The 20184-nt window shown below is 70.8% G+C and carries 22 protein-coding genes; 12 read left to right on the forward strand and 10 right to left on the reverse strand.

Translation table 11 applies throughout. The features are described from left to right. Nucleotides 1-246 precede the first annotated feature (246 nt). Entirely contained in the window at nucleotides 247-1155 is a 909-nt protein-coding gene (locus AB0M79_RS23700; protein WP_364217415.1) for an alpha/beta hydrolase, read from the forward strand. A 53-nt stretch (nucleotides 1156-1208) separates the two neighbouring features. On the opposite strand, the gene AB0M79_RS23705 is transcribed toward AB0M79_RS23700, so the two are convergent. The 3 genes from AB0M79_RS23705 to AB0M79_RS23715 form a co-directional block, all read right to left on the reverse strand. After that, nucleotides 1209-2039 (reverse strand): phosphotransferase, encoded by an 831-nt coding sequence (locus AB0M79_RS23705; RefSeq protein ID WP_364217417.1) that lies wholly within the window; start codon nucleotides 2037-2039, stop codon nucleotides 1209-1211. Next, entirely contained in the window at nucleotides 2026-2643 is a 618-nt protein-coding gene (locus tag AB0M79_RS23710) for a hypothetical protein (RefSeq protein ID WP_364217419.1), read from the reverse strand. Before AB0M79_RS23710 ends, AB0M79_RS23705 begins: the two co-directional genes overlap by 14 nt. Before the next feature lie 583 nt (nucleotides 2644-3226). Next, nucleotides 3227-3763, reverse strand: a complete 537-nt coding sequence (locus AB0M79_RS23715; RefSeq protein WP_364217421.1) for a pyridoxamine 5'-phosphate oxidase family protein — start codon at nucleotides 3761-3763, stop codon at nucleotides 3227-3229. A 683-nt stretch (nucleotides 3764-4446) separates the two neighbouring features. Here AB0M79_RS23715 and lexA point away from each other — a divergent pair. After that, nucleotides 4447-5097 carry a transcriptional repressor LexA gene (gene lexA / locus AB0M79_RS23720; RefSeq protein ID WP_364217423.1) on the forward strand — a complete coding sequence of 217 codons (651 nt, stop codon included), beginning with the start codon at nucleotides 4447-4449 and terminating at the stop codon, nucleotides 5095-5097. 207 nt (nucleotides 5098-5304) lie between these two features. On the opposite strand, the gene AB0M79_RS23725 is transcribed toward lexA, so the two are convergent. From AB0M79_RS23725 to AB0M79_RS23735, 3 genes are all read right to left on the reverse strand, one after another. After that, a complete protein-coding gene (locus AB0M79_RS23725; protein WP_364217425.1) occupies nucleotides 5305-5679 on the reverse strand; it encodes a YciI family protein in 375 nt (124 codons plus the stop codon). 171 nt (nucleotides 5680-5850) lie between these two features. Next, on the reverse strand, nucleotides 5851-6729 hold the full coding sequence (locus AB0M79_RS23730) for a phosphotransferase (protein ID WP_364217427.1): 879 nt from the start codon (nucleotides 6727-6729) through the stop codon (nucleotides 5851-5853). 164 nt (nucleotides 6730-6893) lie between these two features. After that, nucleotides 6894-7448 carry a CGNR zinc finger domain-containing protein gene (locus tag AB0M79_RS23735; protein ID WP_364217430.1) on the reverse strand — a complete coding sequence of 185 codons (555 nt, stop codon included), beginning with the start codon at nucleotides 7446-7448 and terminating at the stop codon, nucleotides 6894-6896. A gap of 368 nt (nucleotides 7449-7816) precedes the next feature. Here AB0M79_RS23735 and AB0M79_RS23740 point away from each other — a divergent pair, with 368 nt between their 5' ends. Together AB0M79_RS23740 and AB0M79_RS23745 are read left to right on the forward strand one after the other, a co-directional pair. Next, complete coding sequence (locus tag AB0M79_RS23740) at nucleotides 7817-8764, forward strand: EamA family transporter (RefSeq protein WP_364217432.1); 948 nt, start codon at nucleotides 7817-7819, stop codon at nucleotides 8762-8764. Nucleotides 8765-8816: 52 nt separating this feature from the next. Continuing rightward, nucleotides 8817-9632 carry a class I SAM-dependent methyltransferase gene (locus AB0M79_RS23745; RefSeq protein ID WP_364217434.1) on the forward strand — a complete coding sequence of 272 codons (816 nt, stop codon included), beginning with the start codon at nucleotides 8817-8819 and terminating at the stop codon, nucleotides 9630-9632. A gap of 590 nt (nucleotides 9633-10222) precedes the next feature. Here AB0M79_RS23745 and AB0M79_RS23750 read toward each other — a convergent pair. Then, on the reverse strand, nucleotides 10223-10858 hold the full coding sequence (locus AB0M79_RS23750; RefSeq protein WP_364217436.1) for a hypothetical protein: 636 nt from the start codon (nucleotides 10856-10858) through the stop codon (nucleotides 10223-10225). A 2-nt stretch (nucleotides 10859-10860) separates the two neighbouring features. Continuing rightward, on the reverse strand, nucleotides 10861-11796 hold the full coding sequence (locus AB0M79_RS23755) for a DUF2332 domain-containing protein (protein WP_364217438.1): 936 nt from the start codon (nucleotides 11794-11796) through the stop codon (nucleotides 10861-10863). Between the two features lie 99 nt (nucleotides 11797-11895). Between AB0M79_RS23755 and AB0M79_RS23760 the strand changes: the two genes are divergently transcribed. After that, nucleotides 11896-12636, forward strand: coding sequence for a class I SAM-dependent methyltransferase (locus AB0M79_RS23760; protein ID WP_364217440.1), 741 nt, complete (start codon nucleotides 11896-11898; stop codon nucleotides 12634-12636). 13 nt (nucleotides 12637-12649) lie between these two features. Here the strand turns inward: AB0M79_RS23760 and AB0M79_RS23765 are convergent, their stop codons facing one another. Beyond that, entirely contained in the window at nucleotides 12650-13537 is an 888-nt protein-coding gene (locus tag AB0M79_RS23765) for an SDR family NAD(P)-dependent oxidoreductase (protein ID WP_364217442.1), read from the reverse strand. 56 nt (nucleotides 13538-13593) lie between these two features. Here AB0M79_RS23765 and AB0M79_RS23770 point away from each other — a divergent pair, with 56 nt between their 5' ends. The 3 genes from AB0M79_RS23770 to pip all read left to right on the forward strand — a co-directional run bounded on the left by AB0M79_RS23770 (nucleotide 13594) and on the right by pip (nucleotide 16158). Beyond that, complete coding sequence (locus AB0M79_RS23770) at nucleotides 13594-14226, forward strand: GNAT family N-acetyltransferase (RefSeq protein ID WP_364217445.1); 633 nt, start codon at nucleotides 13594-13596, stop codon at nucleotides 14224-14226. 101 nt (nucleotides 14227-14327) lie between these two features. Then, nucleotides 14328-15074: a methyltransferase domain-containing protein gene (locus AB0M79_RS23775; RefSeq protein WP_364217447.1), complete on the forward strand. Its 747-nt coding sequence runs from the start codon at nucleotides 14328-14330 to the stop codon at nucleotides 15072-15074. A gap of 130 nt (nucleotides 15075-15204) precedes the next feature. Further along, nucleotides 15205-16158, forward strand: a complete 954-nt coding sequence (gene pip / locus AB0M79_RS23780) for a prolyl aminopeptidase (protein ID WP_364217449.1) — start codon at nucleotides 15205-15207, stop codon at nucleotides 16156-16158. 14 nt (nucleotides 16159-16172) lie between these two features. On the opposite strand, the gene AB0M79_RS23785 is transcribed toward pip, so the two are convergent. Beyond that, nucleotides 16173-16805 (reverse strand): hypothetical protein, encoded by a 633-nt coding sequence (locus tag AB0M79_RS23785; protein ID WP_364217451.1) that lies wholly within the window; start codon nucleotides 16803-16805, stop codon nucleotides 16173-16175. A gap of 472 nt (nucleotides 16806-17277) precedes the next feature. Here AB0M79_RS23785 and AB0M79_RS23790 point away from each other — a divergent pair, with 472 nt between their 5' ends. The 4 genes from AB0M79_RS23790 to pstS all read left to right on the forward strand — a co-directional run bounded on the left by AB0M79_RS23790 (nucleotide 17278) and on the right by pstS (nucleotide 20092). Beyond that, the gene (locus AB0M79_RS23790) at nucleotides 17278-17721 is read left to right on the forward strand and encodes a helix-turn-helix domain-containing protein (RefSeq protein ID WP_364217453.1); all 444 of its coding nucleotides are present in this window, start codon (nucleotides 17278-17280) and stop codon (nucleotides 17719-17721) included. Next, nucleotides 17714-18082, forward strand: coding sequence for a DUF4180 domain-containing protein (locus AB0M79_RS23795; RefSeq protein ID WP_364217455.1), 369 nt, complete (start codon nucleotides 17714-17716; stop codon nucleotides 18080-18082). The genes AB0M79_RS23790 and AB0M79_RS23795 overlap by 8 nt, the downstream gene beginning before the upstream one ends. Before the next feature lie 151 nt (nucleotides 18083-18233). Next, nucleotides 18234-18764, forward strand: a complete 531-nt coding sequence (locus AB0M79_RS23800; RefSeq protein WP_357540938.1) for a hypothetical protein — start codon at nucleotides 18234-18236, stop codon at nucleotides 18762-18764. Nucleotides 18765-18988: 224 nt separating this feature from the next. Next, nucleotides 18989-20092, forward strand: a complete 1104-nt coding sequence (gene pstS, locus AB0M79_RS23805; RefSeq protein WP_364217457.1) for a phosphate ABC transporter substrate-binding protein PstS — start codon at nucleotides 18989-18991, stop codon at nucleotides 20090-20092. Nucleotides 20093-20184: the final 92 nt, after the last annotated feature.

Here is a 20184-nt window from a genome sequence, read left to right on the forward strand (position 1 = left end):
CCGAGACGCTCGACTCCGCACTCACCCAGATCACCCGGCTCCTACCGTCGCCGTAGCCGGATTCGGTGTCGTCGAGTACTTCCGGCCGGCCGTAGTGGGGTTTGTGCTGGGCAACGCCGTTGAGCCGGCCAGGTGCGTAGAGGCTCAACGCGCTCTCGCCCACCTCTTCATTATCCCATGGGCATCCTTTTTGGTTACAACGGGTAGCGGCTTCCGGCCTACCCGGTGACCATTACGGTGCATGGCATGCTTACTGGTGAGGAGAAATTCGTTCGTTCCGGGCAAGTTCGGTTGTGGACCGAGCGTTTCGGGTACCCAGATGACCCCACCGTTCTGTTGGTCATGGGCACCTCTACGCAGGCCATCGGCTGGCCCGATGAGCTGGTGGAAGCTCTCGTGAACAGCGGCCGGCAGGTGATCCGGTTCGATCACCGCGACACCGGCCGTTCCGACTCCGTCGATTTCACAACGCATCCGTACGCGCTTGCCGACATGGCAGCCGACACGGCCGCCGTTCTGGACGGTTACGGCGTCACGGCCGCGCACATCGTCGGGACGTCGCTGGGCGCGGCGATAGGGCAGTGGCTCGCCGTGCATCAGGCGGTCCGTGTCCGCACGCTGACGGCCATGGCTTCCTCCCCCATGGGGAACAATCCTGGCCCGGCATGGGCGCGGGCGATGGCAGGCCAACCGGCTGCGGCCGACGAGCTCCCGCCTCCGACGGCACGGTTCCTCGACCACCTGATGGCCTCGGCGAAGGCGCCCCGCACGACGGCACAGCAACGCATGGACGCCGACGTTCAGACCTGGCGAGTACTCAACGGCGATGTCCTGTCCTTCGACGAGGCCGCCGGGCGGCGGTTTGTCGGACACTGTCACGCCCGGGCCGACAACCTCGCCGCCGCCTCGAATCACGACCTGGCCGGTCGGCGTTGGGCCGACGACCGGCGGGCCTCCTTGTCCCGGATCACCGCTGCGACCCTGGTCCTGCACGGCAGCGATGACCCGCTGTTCCCCCAAGCCCACGGTGAGGCCCTCGCGGCGCAGATCCCGGCGGCGCGACTAGAGATCGTGCCTGGAATGGGCCACCACCCGTTCTTCTCACCGGGGCTCACCGAGCGGATCGCAGGCTCGATCATCCGCCACACGACCTGATTCCGAGCCGCCCACCCCCGGGTCAGAGTCCGACATGGCTCACCCCTACGTACCTATCCAGACTGGGCCGTTACCTTCTCCCGGAGTTGGTTCAGCCACTCGATGCCGAGTTGGCGGCCGTCGGGGAACTGGTCGTCGCGATCCCAGCGCCACGCTGTGATCATCGCCAGCACGAGGGTCCGGCAATCTCGGAGCAGTCGGTGATCGATGTTCGGGTAGTGGTCTCCGACCTCGTCGGGCGCGTGGGCCAGGTCGAACTCGATCGGCCCCTGGCAGCACGTCTCGAAGTCGATGAAAAGCGCGCCGGTCCGGGTCGAGAGCAGGTTGCCCGGATGGGGTTCGCCGTGCAGGAGTTGCTCGGCACGGCCGCTCTCGCCGACCGCTCGTCGCAGGCGGTCCAACGTGCTGGCGAGGAAGACCCGGTCCGGGTCGGCCAGATCCGGTGTTCGGGCAGGATCGGCCACGAGCGTCTGGGCCTCAGAAACTCGGTCCGTGAAATGCGGGGTGGGCAGGTCGACCTTGCGCATTCCGGCGTGCAGACGTTCGAGCGCGCCGACGTACTCGGCGTTTGAGAGCGATCGGGTAGTCACCGGTTCGTAGTAGGTCCAGAAGGTGACGACGTAGTCGCCCCGGACAAAGACCTGGGGCGATTCCAGCGCGGCCACCGGGCTCCCGACCTCGGCCAACCGCTGAGCGACATCCACTTCGAGCTTGGCGCACTGATGCGCGGCCGGCGTCACCCGGGCGAGCACGTCGCAGGGCTGCAAACGGAGGGTGAGCGTGTTCGAGTTGTGCAGGACGGCGGCGTCGTGGGCGGTTAGGCCTAGCCATGAGGCGCATGATATGGCAGCCTGTGTTGCCCGCTGAGCCTCATATGCCTGCATCGGAGCACCGTAGTTCAGTGGTTGTGGCGCAGCAGCCGTATTTGGTGTCCAGTCCCCTGCGAACCTCCGCTGAGCTGGGGTTATGAAATGGATTGCGCCTCCATCCAGCTTTCGCTCCGCCGTGCCTGATAGGAGCGAAAGCTGGCTGGTCGCTTCTAAGGCGTGTGCGTCGGTAATCGGGGTCGATCCAGGCGAACGGGTTACCCCGGCCGCTGGTCGGGTCGACGAAGGCACGGCCGGTCACCACGGCAGCGGTGATGACCGGCCGCGGGCCGGTCATCGGGTTGCGCAGCGCGACGGACAGTTCGTGGGCGCGGCGGCCGAGCTGGGTGATGGCGGTCGTCTTGCCGGTGCCTGCGCCGCCGGTGATGATCAGCAGCCTGCGGACGGTCTTGACGACCTCCTGGATGGTTGGGGTGTTCACCACGATCAGGTCGCTGTGGTAGTCCAGCCGGGCGTCGTCGTAGGCGGCCTGCTCGACCGGGCTCAGGTGCGGCCAGTCCAGGCGCAGCTTGGGCGGGCGCGGGTCGTGCTGGACCCAGCGGAACCAGCCTTCCTTGCTGGTCAGTGGCTCGTCAGCCGGCGGGGTGAACGCGGCGGTCATAGCCACCGTTGCGCCTCCTCGCGGCGTCGAAGATCCCGAAGGGAATGACGTTGTCGACCTGCCCGTCCTCGGGCTCGTCGACGTCGTCCTCGGGTGCAGGCTCGGGAGCGACGCGGGCCGGTGCGACGTTGCGGCGGCCCGGGTCCTGGCCGCCACCCGCTGGTCGGTCTCGCCCGGCGGGGCTTGCGGTGTGGGGTCCTCGCCGGCGCGGCGCAGCAGGTCGGCCAGCACCGGGCGGTCGCGGTCTCATTCGGCTCGCCGGCCGGATCGGAGGTGGCCTGCTGCCGGGCATGGCGCCAGCAAGGGGTGTTGGTAAGAATCGCGACACCAGAGGCCAAGAAGATGATCTAGGCGTGAGGGCTGGCATCTCAAACGGCGGCAGTAGCGCGCGCCTTTCCGCACACCTCCAGGAGCGGCAGGCCGGCCGCGTACCGCCGGAAGAAACCGGCGGTCGGGGTGTCCGCCGTCGCGACGGTGTCCGGAGTGCCTTCCGCGACCGCCGCGCCCCCGTTCGGACCGGCTCCCGGCCGCTTCACCAGATCTCTCATCACGTGGCCGGTCCCGATGCGGCCCGTGCTGCGGATCAGGACTGGGACGCCGCAGTGAGCTTCGCGATGTCGGGGGCGTAGACGGTCATCCAGTGTGGATGTAGCCGGTAGTAGACCACGTCGTTTTCCCAGTCGAAGAAGTCGTCGCCGTCGCCGTAGAAGTCCTTGAAGTACGCGAGCAGGTCGGGCCAGTCCGCGGCCGACTCGCCGTCCTGGGGGTTGAGGATCTCCACCTTGCCGTGCGTGAACACGCCTAGGTCCTCACCGCGCATATACGCGGCGCTGACGGCGGGCCGCGCCGCGAGATGGCGCGCCTTGGCGGCGTTGCGCGCCGTGCCGAAGTGCCACTTCCCGTGCAGGAAGTGCCCGTCCACACCGCTGATCCGTGGCTCGCCCTTCGCCGTCACGGTGGACAGGGCGAGGGTGCACATGCCGGTGAGGACCTGGGTGAGCTGCTCCGCGGTCAGTGTGCTTTCAGCCTTGATGATCGAGCGGAGGTGCGAGGTGGAGCGGGAGAGGGAGGCGTCGAGGAGGGCCTGAAGCTCTTGGAGATCTTCTGAAGTTTCGCGCATGGAGGTCCTTATCTATCCCAGATGTATCCGTGGTGCCCAGTCCGCGCCATCGACGCCGATCGGTGAAGCCATTTCATCAACGGCAACAGCTCCTCCACGGACACTTCGAGCAGTAAACCGCGTTCCTTCGCCGCGGCCCACTCTTCGGCGTCAGCGCGGTGGCGTTCACGCCGCTGCGTCCGGGTAGCACGGCGCAGGCTCTTCGGACGCGGCTGCCGAGGGCGCAGCACCAACAGCAGACCCACCCCGGTGACGCTACGGCATCACTTTCACTGAGCCGGTGTCAGATCCACTGATCCAAGGCGTCAACTCTCCCGGCCCCCGCATCAGTTGCGCCGAGTCAGGACAAGCGGTCCCTGCCACCCGGATTGCAGCCGATCCATCCCGTACACCATAACGGTCATTATGGTGTACGGAGGTTTTGGATGCTTATGTCCACTTCCCTTGGAGGCGATTATCAGATTGCAGTTACCGGTAATCCAATAATTGAATGCGCCGTCGGGCGCGGAAGCTCAGTGAGTGAACGCGCCTGACTGCTGAAGCTGGAGCCACTCGCTCGGCCATCCCGAAACCGCACGGGACTGCCGAGCGAACCGGGACCTGGAGGCGACCTACCCGGCAGGCCCGAACTGACAACGCGGACGGTTAGCACATTTGATCGAACGCGGGGGTATCGTCCGAGGATGACGTCCTCGGAGCTGCCGCCGGACCTGCCCGGCTTGAGTCCTCGCCAACAGCAGATCCTGGCCGTGATACGGCAGTGGGTCGAGCGCCATGGGTATCCACCGACGGTGCGGGAGATCGGCGCTGCGGTCGGACTCGGGTCGCCGTCGTCGGTGGCGTACCACCTGAAGGTGCTCGAAGAGCGCGGATTCCTGCGCCGGGCTGCACGCGGGCCACGCGCGGTGGACGCCCGCCCGTCGCGACACTCGGACGCCCCTACCGCTCCGGGCGAGCGCTCGGGCGTCCAGGTTCCACTACTGGGCTCGATCGCTGCCGGCGCTCCCATTCTGGCCGAGGAGCACGTCGAGGAAGTCCTGACCCTGCCCAGGAAACTGGTCGGCCATGGAAGGCTGTTCGCCCTACACGTCCGTGGAGATTCGATGCTCGAAGCTGGCATCGCGGACGGTGACGTCGTCGTGGTGCGGCAGCAAGCGGTGGCCGACAGTGGCGACATCGTCGCCGCGATGATCGACGACGAGGCCACCGTCAAGGTCTTGCGCATCCGCGATGGCGCCGTGGACCTGCTACCCCGTAATCCGCGCTACCCCATCATCCCCGGTGACCGGGCGGTGATCCTCGGCAAGGTGGTCTGCGTACTCAGTCGTAGCTGAGCGTGTACGGACCAACCTGCCACCAACGAGCGGGCAGAGCTGATCGCGCCACACCGGTCATGTCGACTCAGGCACCGGGGGATCGGGTGTCACAGCATGCGCGTCAGGACGAACTGGTGTCCGTGGCGTCGTCGTAGTAGGTGATCAACGTATCCACGACGGGGTGCGCAAGACTCTGGGCACAGCCGGAAACTCGAGCGATGACGCCTACCGGCGTCTGTCAGCCTGGCGGAGCATCGCGTCTGTTTCGGGGTCGGGCATGAGTGCCCGGACCTCTTGCGCACAGCGGCAGGCGGCGGCGAACTTGGCGGCCCACGCCAACGCCTCTTCGCGCGAGGTCACGTCGACGATCACAAGCCCGCCGACGACCTCCTTGGTCTCCGGGTAGGGGCCGTCGGTGACCAGCCCGTCCGTGGCGACGACGCTCGCCCGCTGCCTTTCCAGTCCGGCGCCGAACACGAACACGCCGGCGTTGACGGCCTCCTGGACCACCGCGTGCGCCGCCTTGCCCACATCGGGCAGGTCCTCCTCGGAGATGTGGTCCATGGCGCCGTCATCGAACGAGATCAGGTACTGCGTCATCCCGTCACTCCCTTGCCCCGGCGGCCTCCTCCGGCCGCCTCTCACCTGTTCTACGAACGACTCGCCCCGGATCCGACACCATGCCAGGAGATCTTTCACGGGACTTCCGCCGCTCGGCGGCTACGGGCGTCATGTCGCCCCCTTGCCCCGGACCACGCGCGCCCCGGCTCGTCACAGTTGCCCGGCCAGCTCGTGCACCCGTCCCCGGACGGTTTCCCACGTCGCCCGCAGGTAGGGCAGCCGGGCGGCCCGCAACGGTCCGTCGGGTAGTTCGCCGTGGGTACGCAACTCTCGTACGCACAGGGTGGCGGCATTGGCCCAGAACCCGGCCTGCCGCGGTACGCCGTCGCCGGCGATCTGTTCGGCGTCACGGCGGGCGGCGGGCAGTTGCCCGAGCACGATCCACAGCAACGCCGCGTCGAGACCGGGTAGGAACCGGCCGGTGAACTCCCAGTCCAGCACCCCGGTCAGCACCCCGCCGGGGGCCCGGAGCACGTTGGCGGGCAGCAGATCGCCGTGCGCCAGGTGCATCGGCCCGGCCGCGGCGGCGAGCGCGTTCAGGGCGGCCTCGTCGCGGGCGTCGAGCAGACCGTGTTCGGTGCGGTACCGGCCGAAGCGGTGCGGGTAGTCCCACACCGCCGGGAACAGGTCGTCCGGCGCCGACCACCCCCGCAGGTCCCGGGCCGCCTGGAGCATCACCCGTACGTCGTCCGGGGACAGCGCCGTCGGGTACCGGTCGCGGGCCGCCGGCACGCCGGGCAGGCGGGTGGACACCAGCACACCGGCGTCCGGGTCGGCGGCGAGCAACCTCGGCGCGGGCACCGGCGGTGGCGCGACCTCGAACGCCCGGTAGGTGTCGATCTCGGCGGTGAACTTGGCCTGCCAGAACGGGTCGGTGTCGATGAGGAGCTTGGCGACCACGTCGAGGCCGTCGAGCGTGCCGGCGAGCAGGACCGCCTTGTCGGCGCGGTGCAGCACGGTGTCGACGCGCAGGCCGGGGCACAGCGTGCGGGCCCGGTCGTCGAACGGGTACGCGACGGTCTTGCTCACCGGGTGGCCTCCTCGGTCGCGGCAGCAGGTCGTGGCCGGGGCACCGTCACAGCCTCCGGCACGACGACGGCGGTGGCGGTGGCTCGACCCAGGTGTACGCGGCCCCACGGTTCCGCCGGCCCGTGCCCTGACGGCGGTACGGCGCGCTCGAACAGTCTTGGGGCTCAGATGTTCCTGCGGTCGGTTCCGGCCTCGGCGGCCTGGCGGGCCCGGTGCGCCGCCACGTTGCTGCGATTCGAGCAGGCCCCGGAGCAGTAGCGGCGCTTTCCGTTACGTGAGGCGTCCACGAAGACGCGTCCGCACGAGTCGGCCGGACACACGCCGAAGCGGGTCACCCCCGATTCGGCGATCTGCAGTGCGAGCGCCATGGCGGTGTTCGTCTGGACGCGGTGCACCGTCGACGCCTCCGGTGGTGCGTAGTGCATGTGCAGACCGTTGCCGTGATCGACGACGTGGGGCGCGAACGCGACCTTCGCCAGCAACTCGTTGACGGTCTGACCGGCTTCCTCGGCGGAGGCGGCGGCGAACACCCGTCGCAGCCCATGTATCCAGTCGACCAGGTCGGTGGCACGGTCGAGGACGGAGTCGTCCACGATCACGCCCTGCTCTACGAGCAGGGCGTGGAGCTGCTCGGGGGGCTGTCCCGCGTGGACCGCGTTGACAAGGAGTGCGGCGAGCGCCAGCCCGTCGCTGCGGTAACCGTTGAAGTCGAATGACATCTTACGTATGCTCACATGTAAGGCTCTATGGCGCTACGACTATTACAGAGGGGGAGCTGTGATCTCCGCCCACGACCAGCCACCCGACCGGGACGGCCGCGTGCTGTCCTGTCACCGAACCGCCACCGGCGTCACCATCTATCTCCAATCCCGCAGCGGGTCGATCCAGGTCTACACCTTCTCCTGCGATTCGGAGGTGAGCCTACTCGCGACGGTGCGACCCGGGCGCTCTGAGTCGTGGACGCCGAAGCCGTAGCCACACCCGCCGGCGGAGCCGGGCGTCGGCCCGGGCCACCAGAGGCAACGCCCGCCGGGGGCGTGACGAAGATGCACACCGCGGCGGCCCGGACACCAGCGAAAGGCCTGGATTGGAACTCGAGCCCGAGCCACGCACCCACGGCGCGCGTACGGACGTCGCCGAACGCCGTACGACGGTGTCGACGATGCTGGTCTTCCTGCAGATGGCGAGCCTTCAACTGGGGGCGGTCTTCGCGACAGGTCTCGCCGCCAGGATCGGCGCGGTGCCCGCCGCCACCCTGCGGCTCGGCTTCGCCGCCGTGTTCACCTGGATCGCCGTACGGCCGAAGGTCAGCCGCATCACCCGCGGCGACCTCCCACTGGTCGTCACGTTCGGCGCGGTGCTCGCGCTCATGAACGCCTCGTTCTTCGCGGCGATCAGCCGCCTCCCGCTGGGTGTCGCCACGACGCTGGAGTTCCTCGGGCCGCTGGTTGTCGTGCTGATCGGCGCGGCCCGGTTCCGGGACCGGATCTGGGGTCTGGTCGCCGCCGCGGGTGTCGTCCTACTGACCTGGAACGTCGGCCACCTCGACGGATGGGGGATCGGGTTCGCGCTCGTCGCCGCGACGTGCCGGGCGCTGTACATCGTCGGCAGCAAGCGGATCGGCCAGCGGTACGGCAACGCGGACGGGTTGTGTTTCGCGCTGGCCGTCGGCTTCGTCCTCGCGCTGCCGTTCGGCGCCGTGATCGGCGGTCGCCAACTGCTGCAGCAGGACGTGCTGCTGACCGGGATGCTGGTGGCGCTCCTCTCCTCGGCCGTGCCGTACCTGTGTGACCTCTACGCGCTGCGGCACCTGCCGAGCCACGTCTTCGGAATCCTCGTCAGCATGGCTCCGGCCGGCGGCGCCCTGGCCGGGTTCCTCCTGCTCGGGCAGGTGCTGCGTCCCGTACAGGCGGCGGGGATCGCCCTGGTCGTGGCCGCCAGCATCGGCGCGCTGATGGGGACCCGACGCCGCGCCCGGGTGACGAGCGCCGCGAGCACGGTCGAGCCGGAAAGCGGAAGTCCGGCTCGATCATGACACCATCGGTATTCGGTTGTGTACCGGCGGTCGCCGGTCCAGCATCTGTCGAATGTTGAGCCCAGAGATATCGGAGTACTACCTGCGGGGCGGCGAACGGGAGCGTCTGGCCGCTGGCCAGGGCAGGTTGGAATTCCTGCGTACGTGGGACGTCCTGACCAGGGTGCTGCCCGGCCCACCCGCGAGCCTGCTGGACGTCGGCGGCGCCACCGGGGTGTACGCCGGACCGCTGGCGCGGGCCGGCCACCAGGTACATGTCGTCGACCCGCTGCCGGAGCACGTGGCGCAGGCCGCGTCCCTGCCGGGGGTGACCGCCACTCTCGGGGACGCCCGGGCACTGCCCGCCGCCGACCACAGCGTCAACGCGGTCCTGCTCCTCGGGCCGCTCTACCACCTGTCGAAGCGCGCCGACCGGGTCGCCGCGTGGCGCGAGGCGGCCCGTGTGGTCCGCCCCGGCGGTGTGGTCGTGAGCGCGACCATCAGCCGGTTCGCGTCCCTGTTCGACGGCTTCGTGAAGGACCACTTCAGCGACGCCCGGTACCGGCCACTGGTCGAGAGCGCGATCGCTGACGGGGTGCACCGCAACACCGACACCGGCCGAACCTGGTTCACCACTGCCTACTTCCACCACCCTGACGAGATGGCCGGTGAGGCCGCGGAGGCGGGGCTGGTTGTACGGCGCCGAGTCGCCGTCGAGGGACCGCTGTGGCTGACCGGGCCGCGACTGCCGGAGATCCTGGCCAGCCCGGACCAGACCGACCTGCTGCTGGAGATGATGCGCGCGGTGGAGGACGAGCCGAGCCTGCTCGGCGCCAGCAGCCACCTCCTGACCGTCGCGCACTCCCCGTCGAGCACGTCGCCAGGATGATGCGGTGACGTCCGAAGACCACGTACGGCTGGCCGCCGAACTGGACACGACAGCGAGAACCCTGATCGGTCGGCGTGTCACGCGGGTGGCGTACTACGGGCTGTACACGGACCATCCGACAGCCGCGGCATGGGATTTCGACACCTGGCACTGTCCGGTCATGGGTGTCGAGCTTCTCCTCGACGACGGGGCCGCATACTCGGCGGTCTGGGACGTTCCCTTCGGCCACTTCAGTCTGCATCTGTACGCCGCGCCGATGGCCTCCCAGTTGACGGTGTACGAGCAGGGCGGTAACGGGCTCCGCTGGACGGTGCAGGACCATGCGCGGTGGGCGCCGTTGCTGGCCGGCCCGGTGCTGGACAGTCGGCTGATCTGGCACCCCGACCTCACCGACTTCGGTAACACGGCCCCGGCCGGGCTGCGCCTGACCTTTCCCGCCGGCAGTGTCTGGATCATCGCCGCGATGGAAAGCACCGACGGCTCGTGGTGGGTGGGCGCCGACGAGGTGGTGGTCGCCTTCACACCGGACATGGCCGCCCGGACCGGCGTCCGGGACCCGGGGGGACCTCACCGGCGGACCTCGCCCGGGTTCACCGGAGGCCGAGCACCCGCGTCACCCGCTCGGTCAACCGGTCCGCCGTCGTGGCACTGTCGACCTCGACGGCGTGCAGGCCGAGGATGCCGGTCTCCGCCCGCAACCGTTGCGTGAACAACCGGTCGCGTTCGAGCAGGTTGCGCAGGGCGCGCTCCGGGTCGCTGGTCCGGCCGGCGATCGTCCACAGCGAACCGCGGCTGGCGAACGCGGCCCGCCGGAACGCCGGCGTCGGCAGCAGCCAGACCGCGTGCGCCGGGGTGGCCAGCAGCGGCTTCACCAGGTATGGCAGCAGCCGGAAACCCTCCACCAGGATCCCGGGCTCGGTCGGCAGCCGGAGCAGGTCGTCGACGATGTGGGCGAAGCCCTCGCCCCGGAACCAGTGGAACGTCTCCAGCATGAGGGCGGGGGAGCGGCGTACCCACCGCTCGTCCATGTCCATCGCCATAAACCGGTGCAGGTACGGGCACTCGTCGGCGGTGCCCCGGGCGGCGTGGTCCGGCATCATGTCGTCGGTCGCGTACAGGCGCAGGCCGTGCCGGTCGGCGATCCGGCGGGCGACGGTCGACTTGCCGGCGCCGCTGCCGCCGCCGAGCCAGTAGACGTGCCGCAGCCCGGCCGCCGGGTCCGCCACCGTCAGCCGAACCAGGTGATCGACTGGCCGTGTCCCCGCACCCAGGCGAGCGGCGTGCCGTCGAGCGCCAGCACGTTGTGCAGCCCCCCGTCGGGCGGTGCGGGCAGGCTGTCGAAGCCCACCACGTCGGGAGTCTCGACGGAGATCCAGTGTCCGGGCAGGGCGCGTACGGTCTCGGTGAAGCGTTCCCGGCCCGCGGCCGGCACCTGGTAGAGCACGCTGGTGTGGAAGACGACGAGCGTCGCGTCGGCCGGCGCCCGCGCGGCCAGGGCCGGCAGGTCGTCCACCAGGTCGCCGCGGACCAGCAGCGGCGGCTCCGCCTGGGCGACCGCGACGGCGGCCCGCAGCCGGGCACGCCGGTGGGTGTGCCCGGGCCAGATCAGCGCCTCCAGCCAGGCGACGTCGGCCGGGTCGGTCATGTCGAGCGGGTTCAGGTCCATGCCGGCCCGCCAGATCACCTCCGGCGGTACGGCCGGCACGGGCACGCCGGTGGCGGCGCAGTCGAGCACCGGGGCGCCGGATCCGACGAGTCGGTCGCCGTAGCGGTAGGCGTACCGGTCGGGATAGAGGCACAGGCCGGCCGACGCGCCCACGTCCAGCAGGGCCAGCGGGCCCGGCAGGGTGGCGAGCACCGGCAGCAGGGCGGCGCAGCGCCCGACCTCGTTCGTCTGGGTGGCCCGGGCGCGGATCTGCGCCACCACCGCCGGCCACTGCGCCACGGTGAAGTCGTGGAACGCGGCCGGGTCGTCGACCGGGCCGCCGAGCAGCCGTACGACGGCGAACAGCAGGTTCGGCTGGCGCTTTCCCGGCGGCAGTCCGGCCAGCCGGGTCAGGATCTCTTCGTCGCGGGACACCGCGTGCGCGAGGCGTTCGTAGGCGGGTGACTCGCCGTGCGCCTCCCGGATGGCGAACTCGCGGTAGGTGTCGGCGATCGTCATCGGACCATGCTCGCACGGACGCGGACCCGACGCGGACCGGGCGGCGGTCCACCGGAAATTCACGGGCGTCGCGGTGGCCGGCCGCGGTACGGTCCGCCGATGGACGATCCTGACGGCTATTTCGGGGAAGACGTCGCGGCGCGGTACGACGATCCGGGGTCGGAGATGTCCCGGCCGGAGGTCGTGGGCGCCACGGTCGACGTGCTGGCGGATCTCGCCGGCGGCGGTCGCGCCCTCGAACTCGGCATCGGCACGGGCCGGATCGCGCTGCCGCTGGCCGGCCGGGGTGTGCCGGTCCACGGCATCGACATGTCCCGGGCGATGGTGGCCCGGCTGCGGGCCAAGTCCGGCGGCGACGCGATCGGCGTGACCATCGGCGACTTCGCCACGACCAGGGTGGACGGGACGTTCTCGGTCGCCTACCTGGTCTTCAACACGATCATGAACCTCACGACTCAGGAGGCGCAGGTCGCCTGCTTCCGCACCGTCGCCGCGCACCTCGAACCGGGCGGCCGCTTCGTCGTCGAGGTGATGGTTCCCGACCTGCGCAAGCTTCCGGCCGGGCAGAACGTCGTGCCGTTCCGGACCAGCGCGACCGGGTGGGCGTACGACCTCTACGACGTCGCCACCCAGGAGATGAGTTCGAACTACGTCGAGGTCGTCGACGGCCGGGGCTCGTTCTGGTCGGTGCCGTTCCGCTACGTGTGGCCGGCCGAACTCGACCTGATGGCCCAGCTCGCCGGGCTGCGGCTGCGGGAGCGCTGGGACGGCTGGAGCCGTGAGCCGTTCACCAGCGAGAGCGGCCAGCACGTCTCGGTCTGGGAGAAGCCGGCGGACTGACCGTGGGCCGGTGTCAGTGCCGGGCGGGGGTGGCCGGTGGGCCGGGCCAGGTGAACGCCGGGTCCTTCAGGTAGTCGTCGCGGCGACCTTCGAGGGCGATGCGGACCATGTCGTGGGCGCCGTTGCCGATCACGGTACGCAGCGGCGGGTCCGGCTGGTCGAGGAGGGTGAGCAGTGCCTCGGCGGCCACCGAGGGCGGCGCTTCGGCCCACTCGCCGGCGTCTTCCACCGGCTGCTCCACCGCGGCCGCGACCTGCTCCGGGGTGGGGTAGTCGGGCTGGCCGAGGATCGCGGCGCGGGTCTGCGCGTACGCCGGGTCGGCGGTCGCGAACCGCATGCTGGCGCCGGCCCAGTCGGTGGCGAACCCGCCGAGCTGGAGCAGGTGTACGCCGATGCCGTGCGGGCGCACCTCGTCGGCCAGGGCGGCACTCAACCCCTCCAGGGCCCACTTCGTCGCGTTGTACGCCCCGAACAGCGGCAGGTGGCCGACGGCGCCGACGGTCGACACCTGCACGATCCGGCCGGAGCCGCGCCGGCGCAGGTGCGGCAGTACGGCCTGGGTGACCCAGAGCGCGCCGAACAGGTTGACGTCGAACTGGGCGCGGATCTCCGCCTCGCCGAGTTCCTCGACGGCGCCGACCAGGCCGTACCCGGCGTTGTTGACGACGATGTCGGGTATGCCGATCGAGGCGGCCACCTCGTCGACGACGGACCGGACGGTGGCGTGGTCGGCGACGTCGAGCCGCCGGCGGTGCAGGGCCGGGAAGCGAGCCGCGACGTCGTCGAGGGCGTCGTCGCGGCGTACGGTCGCTACGACGGTGTCGCCGTGGGCGAGGGCGGCCTCGACGAACGCGCGCCCCAGGCCCCGGCCCGCTCCGGTGACGAACCACAGTCGTGCCATCCGCGAACCATACCGTCGATCATGGGGCGGGGTGGCGCATCGGTGATGATGTGGGCATGCCGATACTTGCCGGCCCGGTGCTGCCCGCCGGTGCCCTGCGCGGGCTGGAGCAGCCCCGACTCACGGTGGACGACGAGCTGGTGTTGCGGCCGTGGCGGGTGGACGACGCCGCGGTCGTACGGGCCGCGTTCGACTGTCCGGCCATCCAGCGCTGGCATGCCCGCCGGATCGACAGCGACGACGAGGCTCGGGAGTGGATCGCCGGCTGGGCCGGGCGCTGGGCGGACGAGACGGACGCCAGCTGGGCGGTCGTCGGCTCGCGGAACGGGGCGCCGGTCGGTCAGATCGGGCTGCGGACCGTCTCGCTGTCGGAGGGGGTGGCGCAGCTGTCGTACTGGGTGCTGCCGGCGGACCGGGGCGGCGGCGTCGCCGGCCGCGCGGCGCGGGCGATGGCGTCCTGGACGTTCGGCACCGTCGGGCTGCACCGGCTGGAGCTTCGGCACTCGGTGGCGAACACGGCGTCGTGCCGGGTCGCCGGCCGGCTCGGGTTCGGCCTGGAGGGGACCGCGCGCGGCTCGACGCTGCACGCCGACGGCTGGCACGACATGCACGTACACGCCCGGCTGCGCACGGACGTCGCCGGCGCGACCGGCGTAAACCCGGTCGACGGTGCCGGCGGCGGGGGTTAGGTTGGCGGTCTTCACGTCTCGTGGGAGGTGGACCATGCCGGTGGTCGTCGCGTCGTCCCGGATCGACCAGCTGACCATCCCTGACGTGAGGAACCCCAGAAGTGGACCTTCCACCTAGCTTCACCATCCGCGAGCGCGACCACCGCATCCACGACCCGTTCACCGAGGAGAAGTTCGCGGTCCTCGGCCGGGCGATCCGGCTGCGGCCCGGTGCGACCGTGCTCGACCTGGCCAGCGGCAGCGGCGAGATGCTGTGCATGTGGGCCCGCGACCACGGTGTCACCGGCACCGGGGTCGACATCAGCACCGTGTTCGTCGACGCCGCCCGGGCCCGGGCCGCCGAGCTGGGGGTCGCCGACCGGGTGACGTTCCGGCACGGCGACGCCGCCGGGTACGTCGCCGCGACGCCGGTCGACGTCGCTTGCTGTGTCGGCGCCACCTGGATCGGTGACGGCGTCGCCGGCACCATCGCCCTGCTCGAACGCAGCCTGCGCCCGGGCGGGCTGCTGCTGGTCGGCGAGCCGTTCTGGCGGCTGGACCCGCCCGACCAGGAGACCGTCGAAGGGTGCCACGCCACCTCCCGCGACGACTTCCGGGACCTGCCGGGCCTGGTCACCCTCTTCGGCGACCTCGGTTGGGACCTGGTCGAGATGGTCCTGGCCGACGAGGACAGCTGGGACCGGTACGTGGCCGCGCAGTGGTTCACGGTGCGGACGTGGCTGGACACCAACCCGGACCACGAGCTGGCCGGTGCGTTCCGGGCCGAACTCGACACCGCCCCACTGCGGTACGTCCGCTACGGGCGGCCGTACCTGGGGTGGGGTGTCTTCGTGCTGAAGCGGCGCTGATCCCGTACGGCGGGGCATGCGGCGGCCGGCCGGTGGCCGGCCGCCGCATGCCGGCGAACCGGGTTGCGCGCGGTGCCGGCGTCCGGATGATCGGGGGTGGCAGCGCCGTCGACATCGTGGAGGCCGGAAAATGGGAGAGCTGTATCCGCCGATCGAGCCGTACGAGACGGGGATGCTCGACGTCGGCGACGGCAACCGCGTCTACTGGGAGGTCAGCGGAAACCCGGACGGCAGGCCCGCGGTCGTCGTCCACGGCGGGCCCGGCTCCGGTTCCGGGACCCTCGCCCGGCAGTTGTTCGACCCGGACCGCTACCGGATCGTCCAGTTCGACCAGCGTGGCTGCGGACGCAGCACGCCGCACGCCGCCGATCCCGCCACCGCCCTGGCGCACAACACGACCTGGCATCTGGTCGCCGACATGGAGCGGCTGCGCGAGCACCTCGGCGTCGACCGGTGGCTGCTGTACGGCGGCTCGTGGGGTTCGACGCTGATCCTGGCGTACGCGCAGCGGCATCCGGAGCGGGTGTCCGAGATCGTCATCTCGGCCGTGACGACGACCCGCCGTCTCGAGATCGACTGGTTGTACCGGGGCGTCGGCCGCTTCTACCCGCAGCAGTGGGAACGGTTCGTCGCCGGGTCCGGCACGACCGCCGACGGCGATCTTGTCGGGGCGTACGCCCGGCTGGTGAACCACCCCGACGCCGCGGTCCGGGAGAAGGCCACCGTCGACTGGCTCGCCTGGGAGGACGCCGCCGTCTCCAACGAGACGAAGGGCGCCAGCAACCCGTACGGCGACCGGCCGCCGGCCGCCAAGCTGGCGTTCGTACGCATCTGTTCGCACTACTTCGCGCACGGCGCGTGGCTGGAGGAGGGGGCGCTGATCCGCGACGCCGGCCGGTTGGCCGGGATTCCCGGCGTGCTGGTCCACGGCCGGGTCGATCTGGGCGGCCCGGTCGACACCGCCTGGCAGCTCGCCCGGGCCTGGCCCGACGCGGAGTTGATCGTCGTCGAGGAGGCCGGGCATCTGCCCACCGGCACGACCCGCGACCACGTGCGACGGGCGCTCGACCGGTTCGCGGGGTGACGCGTACCGGGTGGTCAGTGACCGGGGCCGGCCGGCCGGTGAGCGTCGACGTACGCCCGTAGCTGCCGGAAGAAGTCGGGATCGTCTTCGGCCCGCCGCGCGACCGCCTCGACCAGTGCCCGCCGGTTCACCCGGTCGATCGGGTCGGTCCAGAAGGTGTCGAGCCCGCCGTCGGGTTCGACTTCGCGCAGTTGCCGGTCGAGGAGGTCGTCGACCTGTTCGCGGACGGCGTCCGGTGCGGTGGTGTCGCCGGCCGCCAGCATCCGGACGGTGGCGTGGGCCAGGGCGATCGCGGACGCGGCCGTCGCCGGATCCGGCCGTCCGTGCGGCGGCAGGCCGCCACCGCCGGGCAGGGCGGATGCCGGGGCGTCCGGCTCGCCGTCGACCCGGCCGAGGACCTTGACGACGATCCCGCACGCGAGGACGAACAGTCCGAGCCAGAGCAGGAACGGCCGGAACTGGAACGCGAGGTCGACGGCGTGGCACCGGGCGGAGGGGGCGGTGCCGGCGGCCGCCAGGTCCGGCCCGGGCGGTGATCCGCACCGGGTGTGCGTGTCGCCGAGCAGCGGCAGGATCAGGTAGCCGCAGCCGGCCAGGGCGGTGCCGGTGACGATCGCGCCGAGCGCCGTACGCCGGATTTCGTTCACCGGTTGACCACCTCGCCTGAATGGTGGCCGGCGACCGCGCCGGACAGCTCGGCGGAATCGTCCGGCGGCTCGATTTCGGCTTTCCTCCGCCGCCGGTGTCCGTGCGTCGCACCGGCGGTGTCCGGGGCGTCGGCGGCGGGTGGCCGCGTGGCGCCGGCCGCCGGTGTCGGTGCGGGTTCGGCGTCTGCTTGGGAAGGGATGCCCGGCACGTGCGGCCTTCCTCGTCTTCGTCGGACCGGCCCGCCGAAAAGTCGATCACCGACAATTCCTGCGGTGTCAGCCGACGATAACGCGAATTGCGGCCAATACTCGATTGCCCACACGGGCCGCTCGATTTCGGCGAAAGGCCGATGTCGATCAATGGCGGTGCCGCCCGGGTGGGCCCGCCACTCGGCGAGGTCGGGACGTCACTCACCTGCACCTTCCTCATCGCTCCCCATCGTGCCTACGATGGGGAGCGATGAGGGATGAAATGTATTCTGTCGAGCAGGTGGCCGAGCGGCTCGGGCTGCACGTGCGCACCGTGCGCGGCTACATCCGGGCCGGCCGGCTCAGGGCCGTACGGATCGGTAAGCAGTACCGGATCGCCGGGGTCGACCTCGACGCGTTGACCGGGCAGCCGCCACCCGCCACGCCGACCGGCGTCGCGCCGGTGGAGGTCTCGAGCATCGTGCAGGTCGAGGGGATCGACCGGGTCGGCGCGGACCGGCTGGGCACGCTCGTGCTGGCCGCCGCGAACAACGCCGGCGACCCCGCGCATCCGCTGCGCGTACAGACCGTCCACGACCGGGAGAGGAACCGGATGAAGATCGTCATACTCGGCGGCGCCACCGAGACCGCCGAACTGCTGCACCTGGTCGACGCCGTGCTCGCTGACGGCAACGGCCTGCTCGCCGGGGAGGTGGAGGGTGCCTGACGTGATACGGGAGCGGGCCGGGGTGCCGGTGCTGGTGTGCGACCCCGCCGGTCCGCCGCTGGTGACCGAACAGGACGCGCTGGACCTGATCGGCGCGGCGTTCGCCGGGGCCGAGGTGGTGGCCGTACCGGCGAGCCGGCTCGGCGACGACTTCTTCTCGCTGGGCACCCGTTTCGCCGGCGAGGTGATGCAGAAGTTCGTCAACTACCGGATCCGGCTGGTCGTCGTCGGCGACATCAGCCGACACCTGGCGGCCAGTTCGGCACTACGGGCCCTGGTGTACGAGTCGAACCGGGCCGCCCAGGTCTGGTTCGTGCCGGACCTGGACGCACTCGACGCGCGGTTGCGCGCCGACTCCTGAACGCCGGCCGGCGGTGCCGGAACCCCGTACGCAAAGTTGATCTTGCGTTACCTGACGGTGATACTTTGGCGCGCACGTGACCGTGCCGCCGGCTCTCCCTGTCGGCGCGATGGTGTGTGGTCGCGATTGGACAGCCATTCGGACGGGGTAGATGAGCCGACGACGAGGGTCACTTTCCGGGCAGGCGGGACTTCGCTCCGCCGACCTGGTGCATCTCGCCGTGCCCGCCGAGTACGTCAACCACATCGTCCGCCTCATCGAAGACCTCGACCAGCGCAACCGACCCCTGCCGCCGCCGGCGCCGCGCCCCCGGGCGACCGGCCCGCGGCCGGGTCGGGAGTGGCCGGTCGAGGAACTGCGCCGGTTCGCCCAGGGTCGGTCGCGTACGCACGAGACCGTGGTCGCCATCCTCGACCTGCTCTCCGAACTGCCGGACCAGCGCCTGCGGGTCGGTGAGATCGCGGCCCGGCTCGGCAGCCCCGCCGACAAGATCATCGGCGCGATGGCCGGCCTGACCCGGATCGTCAAGGCCTACCACGACTACCCCGCGCTCGGGCTGCCACTGCGGCGGATCACCCAGCCGGTCCCGGGCCGGTCCGGCAGCGTGTTCTACAGCGTGACCGCCGAGCAGGCCCGGCGCTGGAAGGCGGCCCGCGCCGCCCGGCCACACCCCACGGCCTGAATCTCCCCTTCGGGGCGGTACGGCACCTTCTGCGCTTCCCGTCCGCTACCCCGCCGGGCGCTGGGCGAACGTCTACAAGTTTGGTTCACCTGACGTTCACCATCGTCCGCCCGCCCGTTTAGCAAGGGCTCGTAGCGTCCACGACGTTCGAGACGGCGACCCGCGAAGAAGACGCACCCGCCACAGCGGCGTCGCCACCCCGACCTCAGAGAGGCAATGAAACCGTGAAGCGCAGAACCCTTCGGCTGGCCGCCCTGCCGGTCGCCGTCATGCTTGCCCTCGGCATGGCCGCCTGCAGCGGCGACTCCGAGGAGAACGGCTCGGATACGGGTAACACCACCGAGCTCAGTGGCAGCCTCGCCGGCTCCGGCGCTTCGGCCCAGGGCGCCGCGATGGAGGCCTGGATCGCGGGCTTCTCCAGCGAGGCCCCCGACGTCACCGTGACCTACGACCCGATCGGGTCCGGCGGTGGCCGCAAGGCGTTCATCGAGGGTGGCGTGCAGTTCGCCGGCTCCGACGCCTACCTCAAGCCCGAGGAGATGACGGCGGCGCAGGCCAAGTGCGGCCCCAACGGCTTCATCGAGTTCCCGGGCTACATCAGCCCGATCGCGGTCGCCTACAACCTGCCGAGCGTGCCGAAGCTGAACCTGTCGGCGTCGGTCATCGCGCGGATCTTCGACAACAAGATCACCAAGTGGAACGACCCGGCGATCGCCGCGCTGAACGACGGCGCCACGCTGCCGGACAGCAACATCACCGCCGTGCACCGCTCCGACGAGTCCGGCACCACCGAGAACTTCGTCGACTACCTCTCGCAGGCCGCCCCGAACGACTGGCCGCACGAGGTCTCCGGCGAGTGGCCGGTCCAGGGTGGCGAGGCCGCCGCGCAGACCCAGGGCGTCGCCGCCGCGCTGCGCGGTGGTGAGGGCACCATCGGCTACATCGACGCGTCGCAGGCCACCGGCCTCGGTGTCGCCGCCATCCAGGTCGGCGAGACCTTCGTCGAGTACTCGGCGCAGGCCGCCGCGGCCGTCGTCGACGCCGCGACCAAGGTCGAGGGCCGCACCTCGCAGCACAGCTACGCGATCGACCTGCCGCGCGACACCACCCAGGCCGGCGTGTACCCGATCGTGCTGGTCTCCTACCAGCTCGCCTGCACCAGCTACCCGACCCAGGAGCAGGCCGACCTGGTCAAGGCCTTCCTCTCCTACGTGATCAGCGAGCCGGGGCAGCAGGCCGCCGCCCAGAACGCCGGCTCCGCGCCGATCTCGGCCCAGCTCCGCACCCAGGCGCAGGCCGCCATCGACGCCATCACCGCGGCTGGCTGATCAACACGAACAGCAGGGCAGAACGCAGTGACGCGGGTCCTACCGGCCGGTTTGGCCGGTAGGACCCGCTCCGCGCGTCGCCCCCCTCACTG

Source organism: Polymorphospora sp. NPDC051019, from assembly GCF_040683055.1.
Lineage (GTDB): Bacteria > Actinomycetota > Actinomycetes > Mycobacteriales > Micromonosporaceae > Polymorphospora > Polymorphospora lycopeni.

What these genes read in the sequence shown, in the direction of transcription:
- AB0M79_RS23700 (WP_364217415.1), top strand. Translation starts at nt 247, where the DNA reads ATGCTTACTGGTGAGGAGAAATTCGTTCGTTCCGGGCAAGTTCGGTTG.
- AB0M79_RS23705 (WP_364217417.1), bottom strand. Translation starts at nt 2,039, where the DNA reads ATGCAGGCATATGAGGCTCAGCGGGCAACACAGGCTGCCATATCATGC.
- AB0M79_RS23710 (WP_364217419.1), bottom strand. Translation starts at nt 2,643, where the DNA reads ATGACCGCCGCGTTCACCCCGCCGGCTGACGAGCCACTGACCAGCAAG.
- AB0M79_RS23715 (WP_364217421.1), bottom strand. Translation starts at nt 3,763, where the DNA reads ATGCGCGAAACTTCAGAAGATCTCCAAGAGCTTCAGGCCCTCCTCGAC.
- lexA (WP_364217423.1), top strand. Translation starts at nt 4,447, where the DNA reads ATGACGTCCTCGGAGCTGCCGCCGGACCTGCCCGGCTTGAGTCCTCGC.
- AB0M79_RS23725 (WP_364217425.1), bottom strand. Translation starts at nt 5,679, where the DNA reads ATGACGCAGTACCTGATCTCGTTCGATGACGGCGCCATGGACCACATC.
- AB0M79_RS23735 (WP_364217430.1), bottom strand. Translation starts at nt 7,448, where the DNA reads ATGTCATTCGACTTCAACGGTTACCGCAGCGACGGGCTGGCGCTCGCC.
- AB0M79_RS23745 (WP_364217434.1), top strand. Translation starts at nt 8,817, where the DNA reads ATGTTGAGCCCAGAGATATCGGAGTACTACCTGCGGGGCGGCGAACGG.
- AB0M79_RS23755 (WP_364217438.1), bottom strand. Translation starts at nt 11,796, where the DNA reads ATGACGATCGCCGACACCTACCGCGAGTTCGCCATCCGGGAGGCGCAC.
- AB0M79_RS23760 (WP_364217440.1), top strand. Translation starts at nt 11,896, where the DNA reads ATGGACGATCCTGACGGCTATTTCGGGGAAGACGTCGCGGCGCGGTAC.
- AB0M79_RS23765 (WP_364217442.1), bottom strand. Translation starts at nt 13,537, where the DNA reads ATGGCACGACTGTGGTTCGTCACCGGAGCGGGCCGGGGCCTGGGGCGC.
- AB0M79_RS23770 (WP_364217445.1), top strand. Translation starts at nt 13,594, where the DNA reads ATGCCGATACTTGCCGGCCCGGTGCTGCCCGCCGGTGCCCTGCGCGGG.
- pip (WP_364217449.1), top strand. Translation starts at nt 15,205, where the DNA reads ATGGGAGAGCTGTATCCGCCGATCGAGCCGTACGAGACGGGGATGCTC.
- AB0M79_RS23790 (WP_364217453.1), top strand. Translation starts at nt 17,278, where the DNA reads ATGTATTCTGTCGAGCAGGTGGCCGAGCGGCTCGGGCTGCACGTGCGC.
- AB0M79_RS23800 (WP_357540938.1), top strand. Translation starts at nt 18,234, where the DNA reads ATGAGCCGACGACGAGGGTCACTTTCCGGGCAGGCGGGACTTCGCTCC.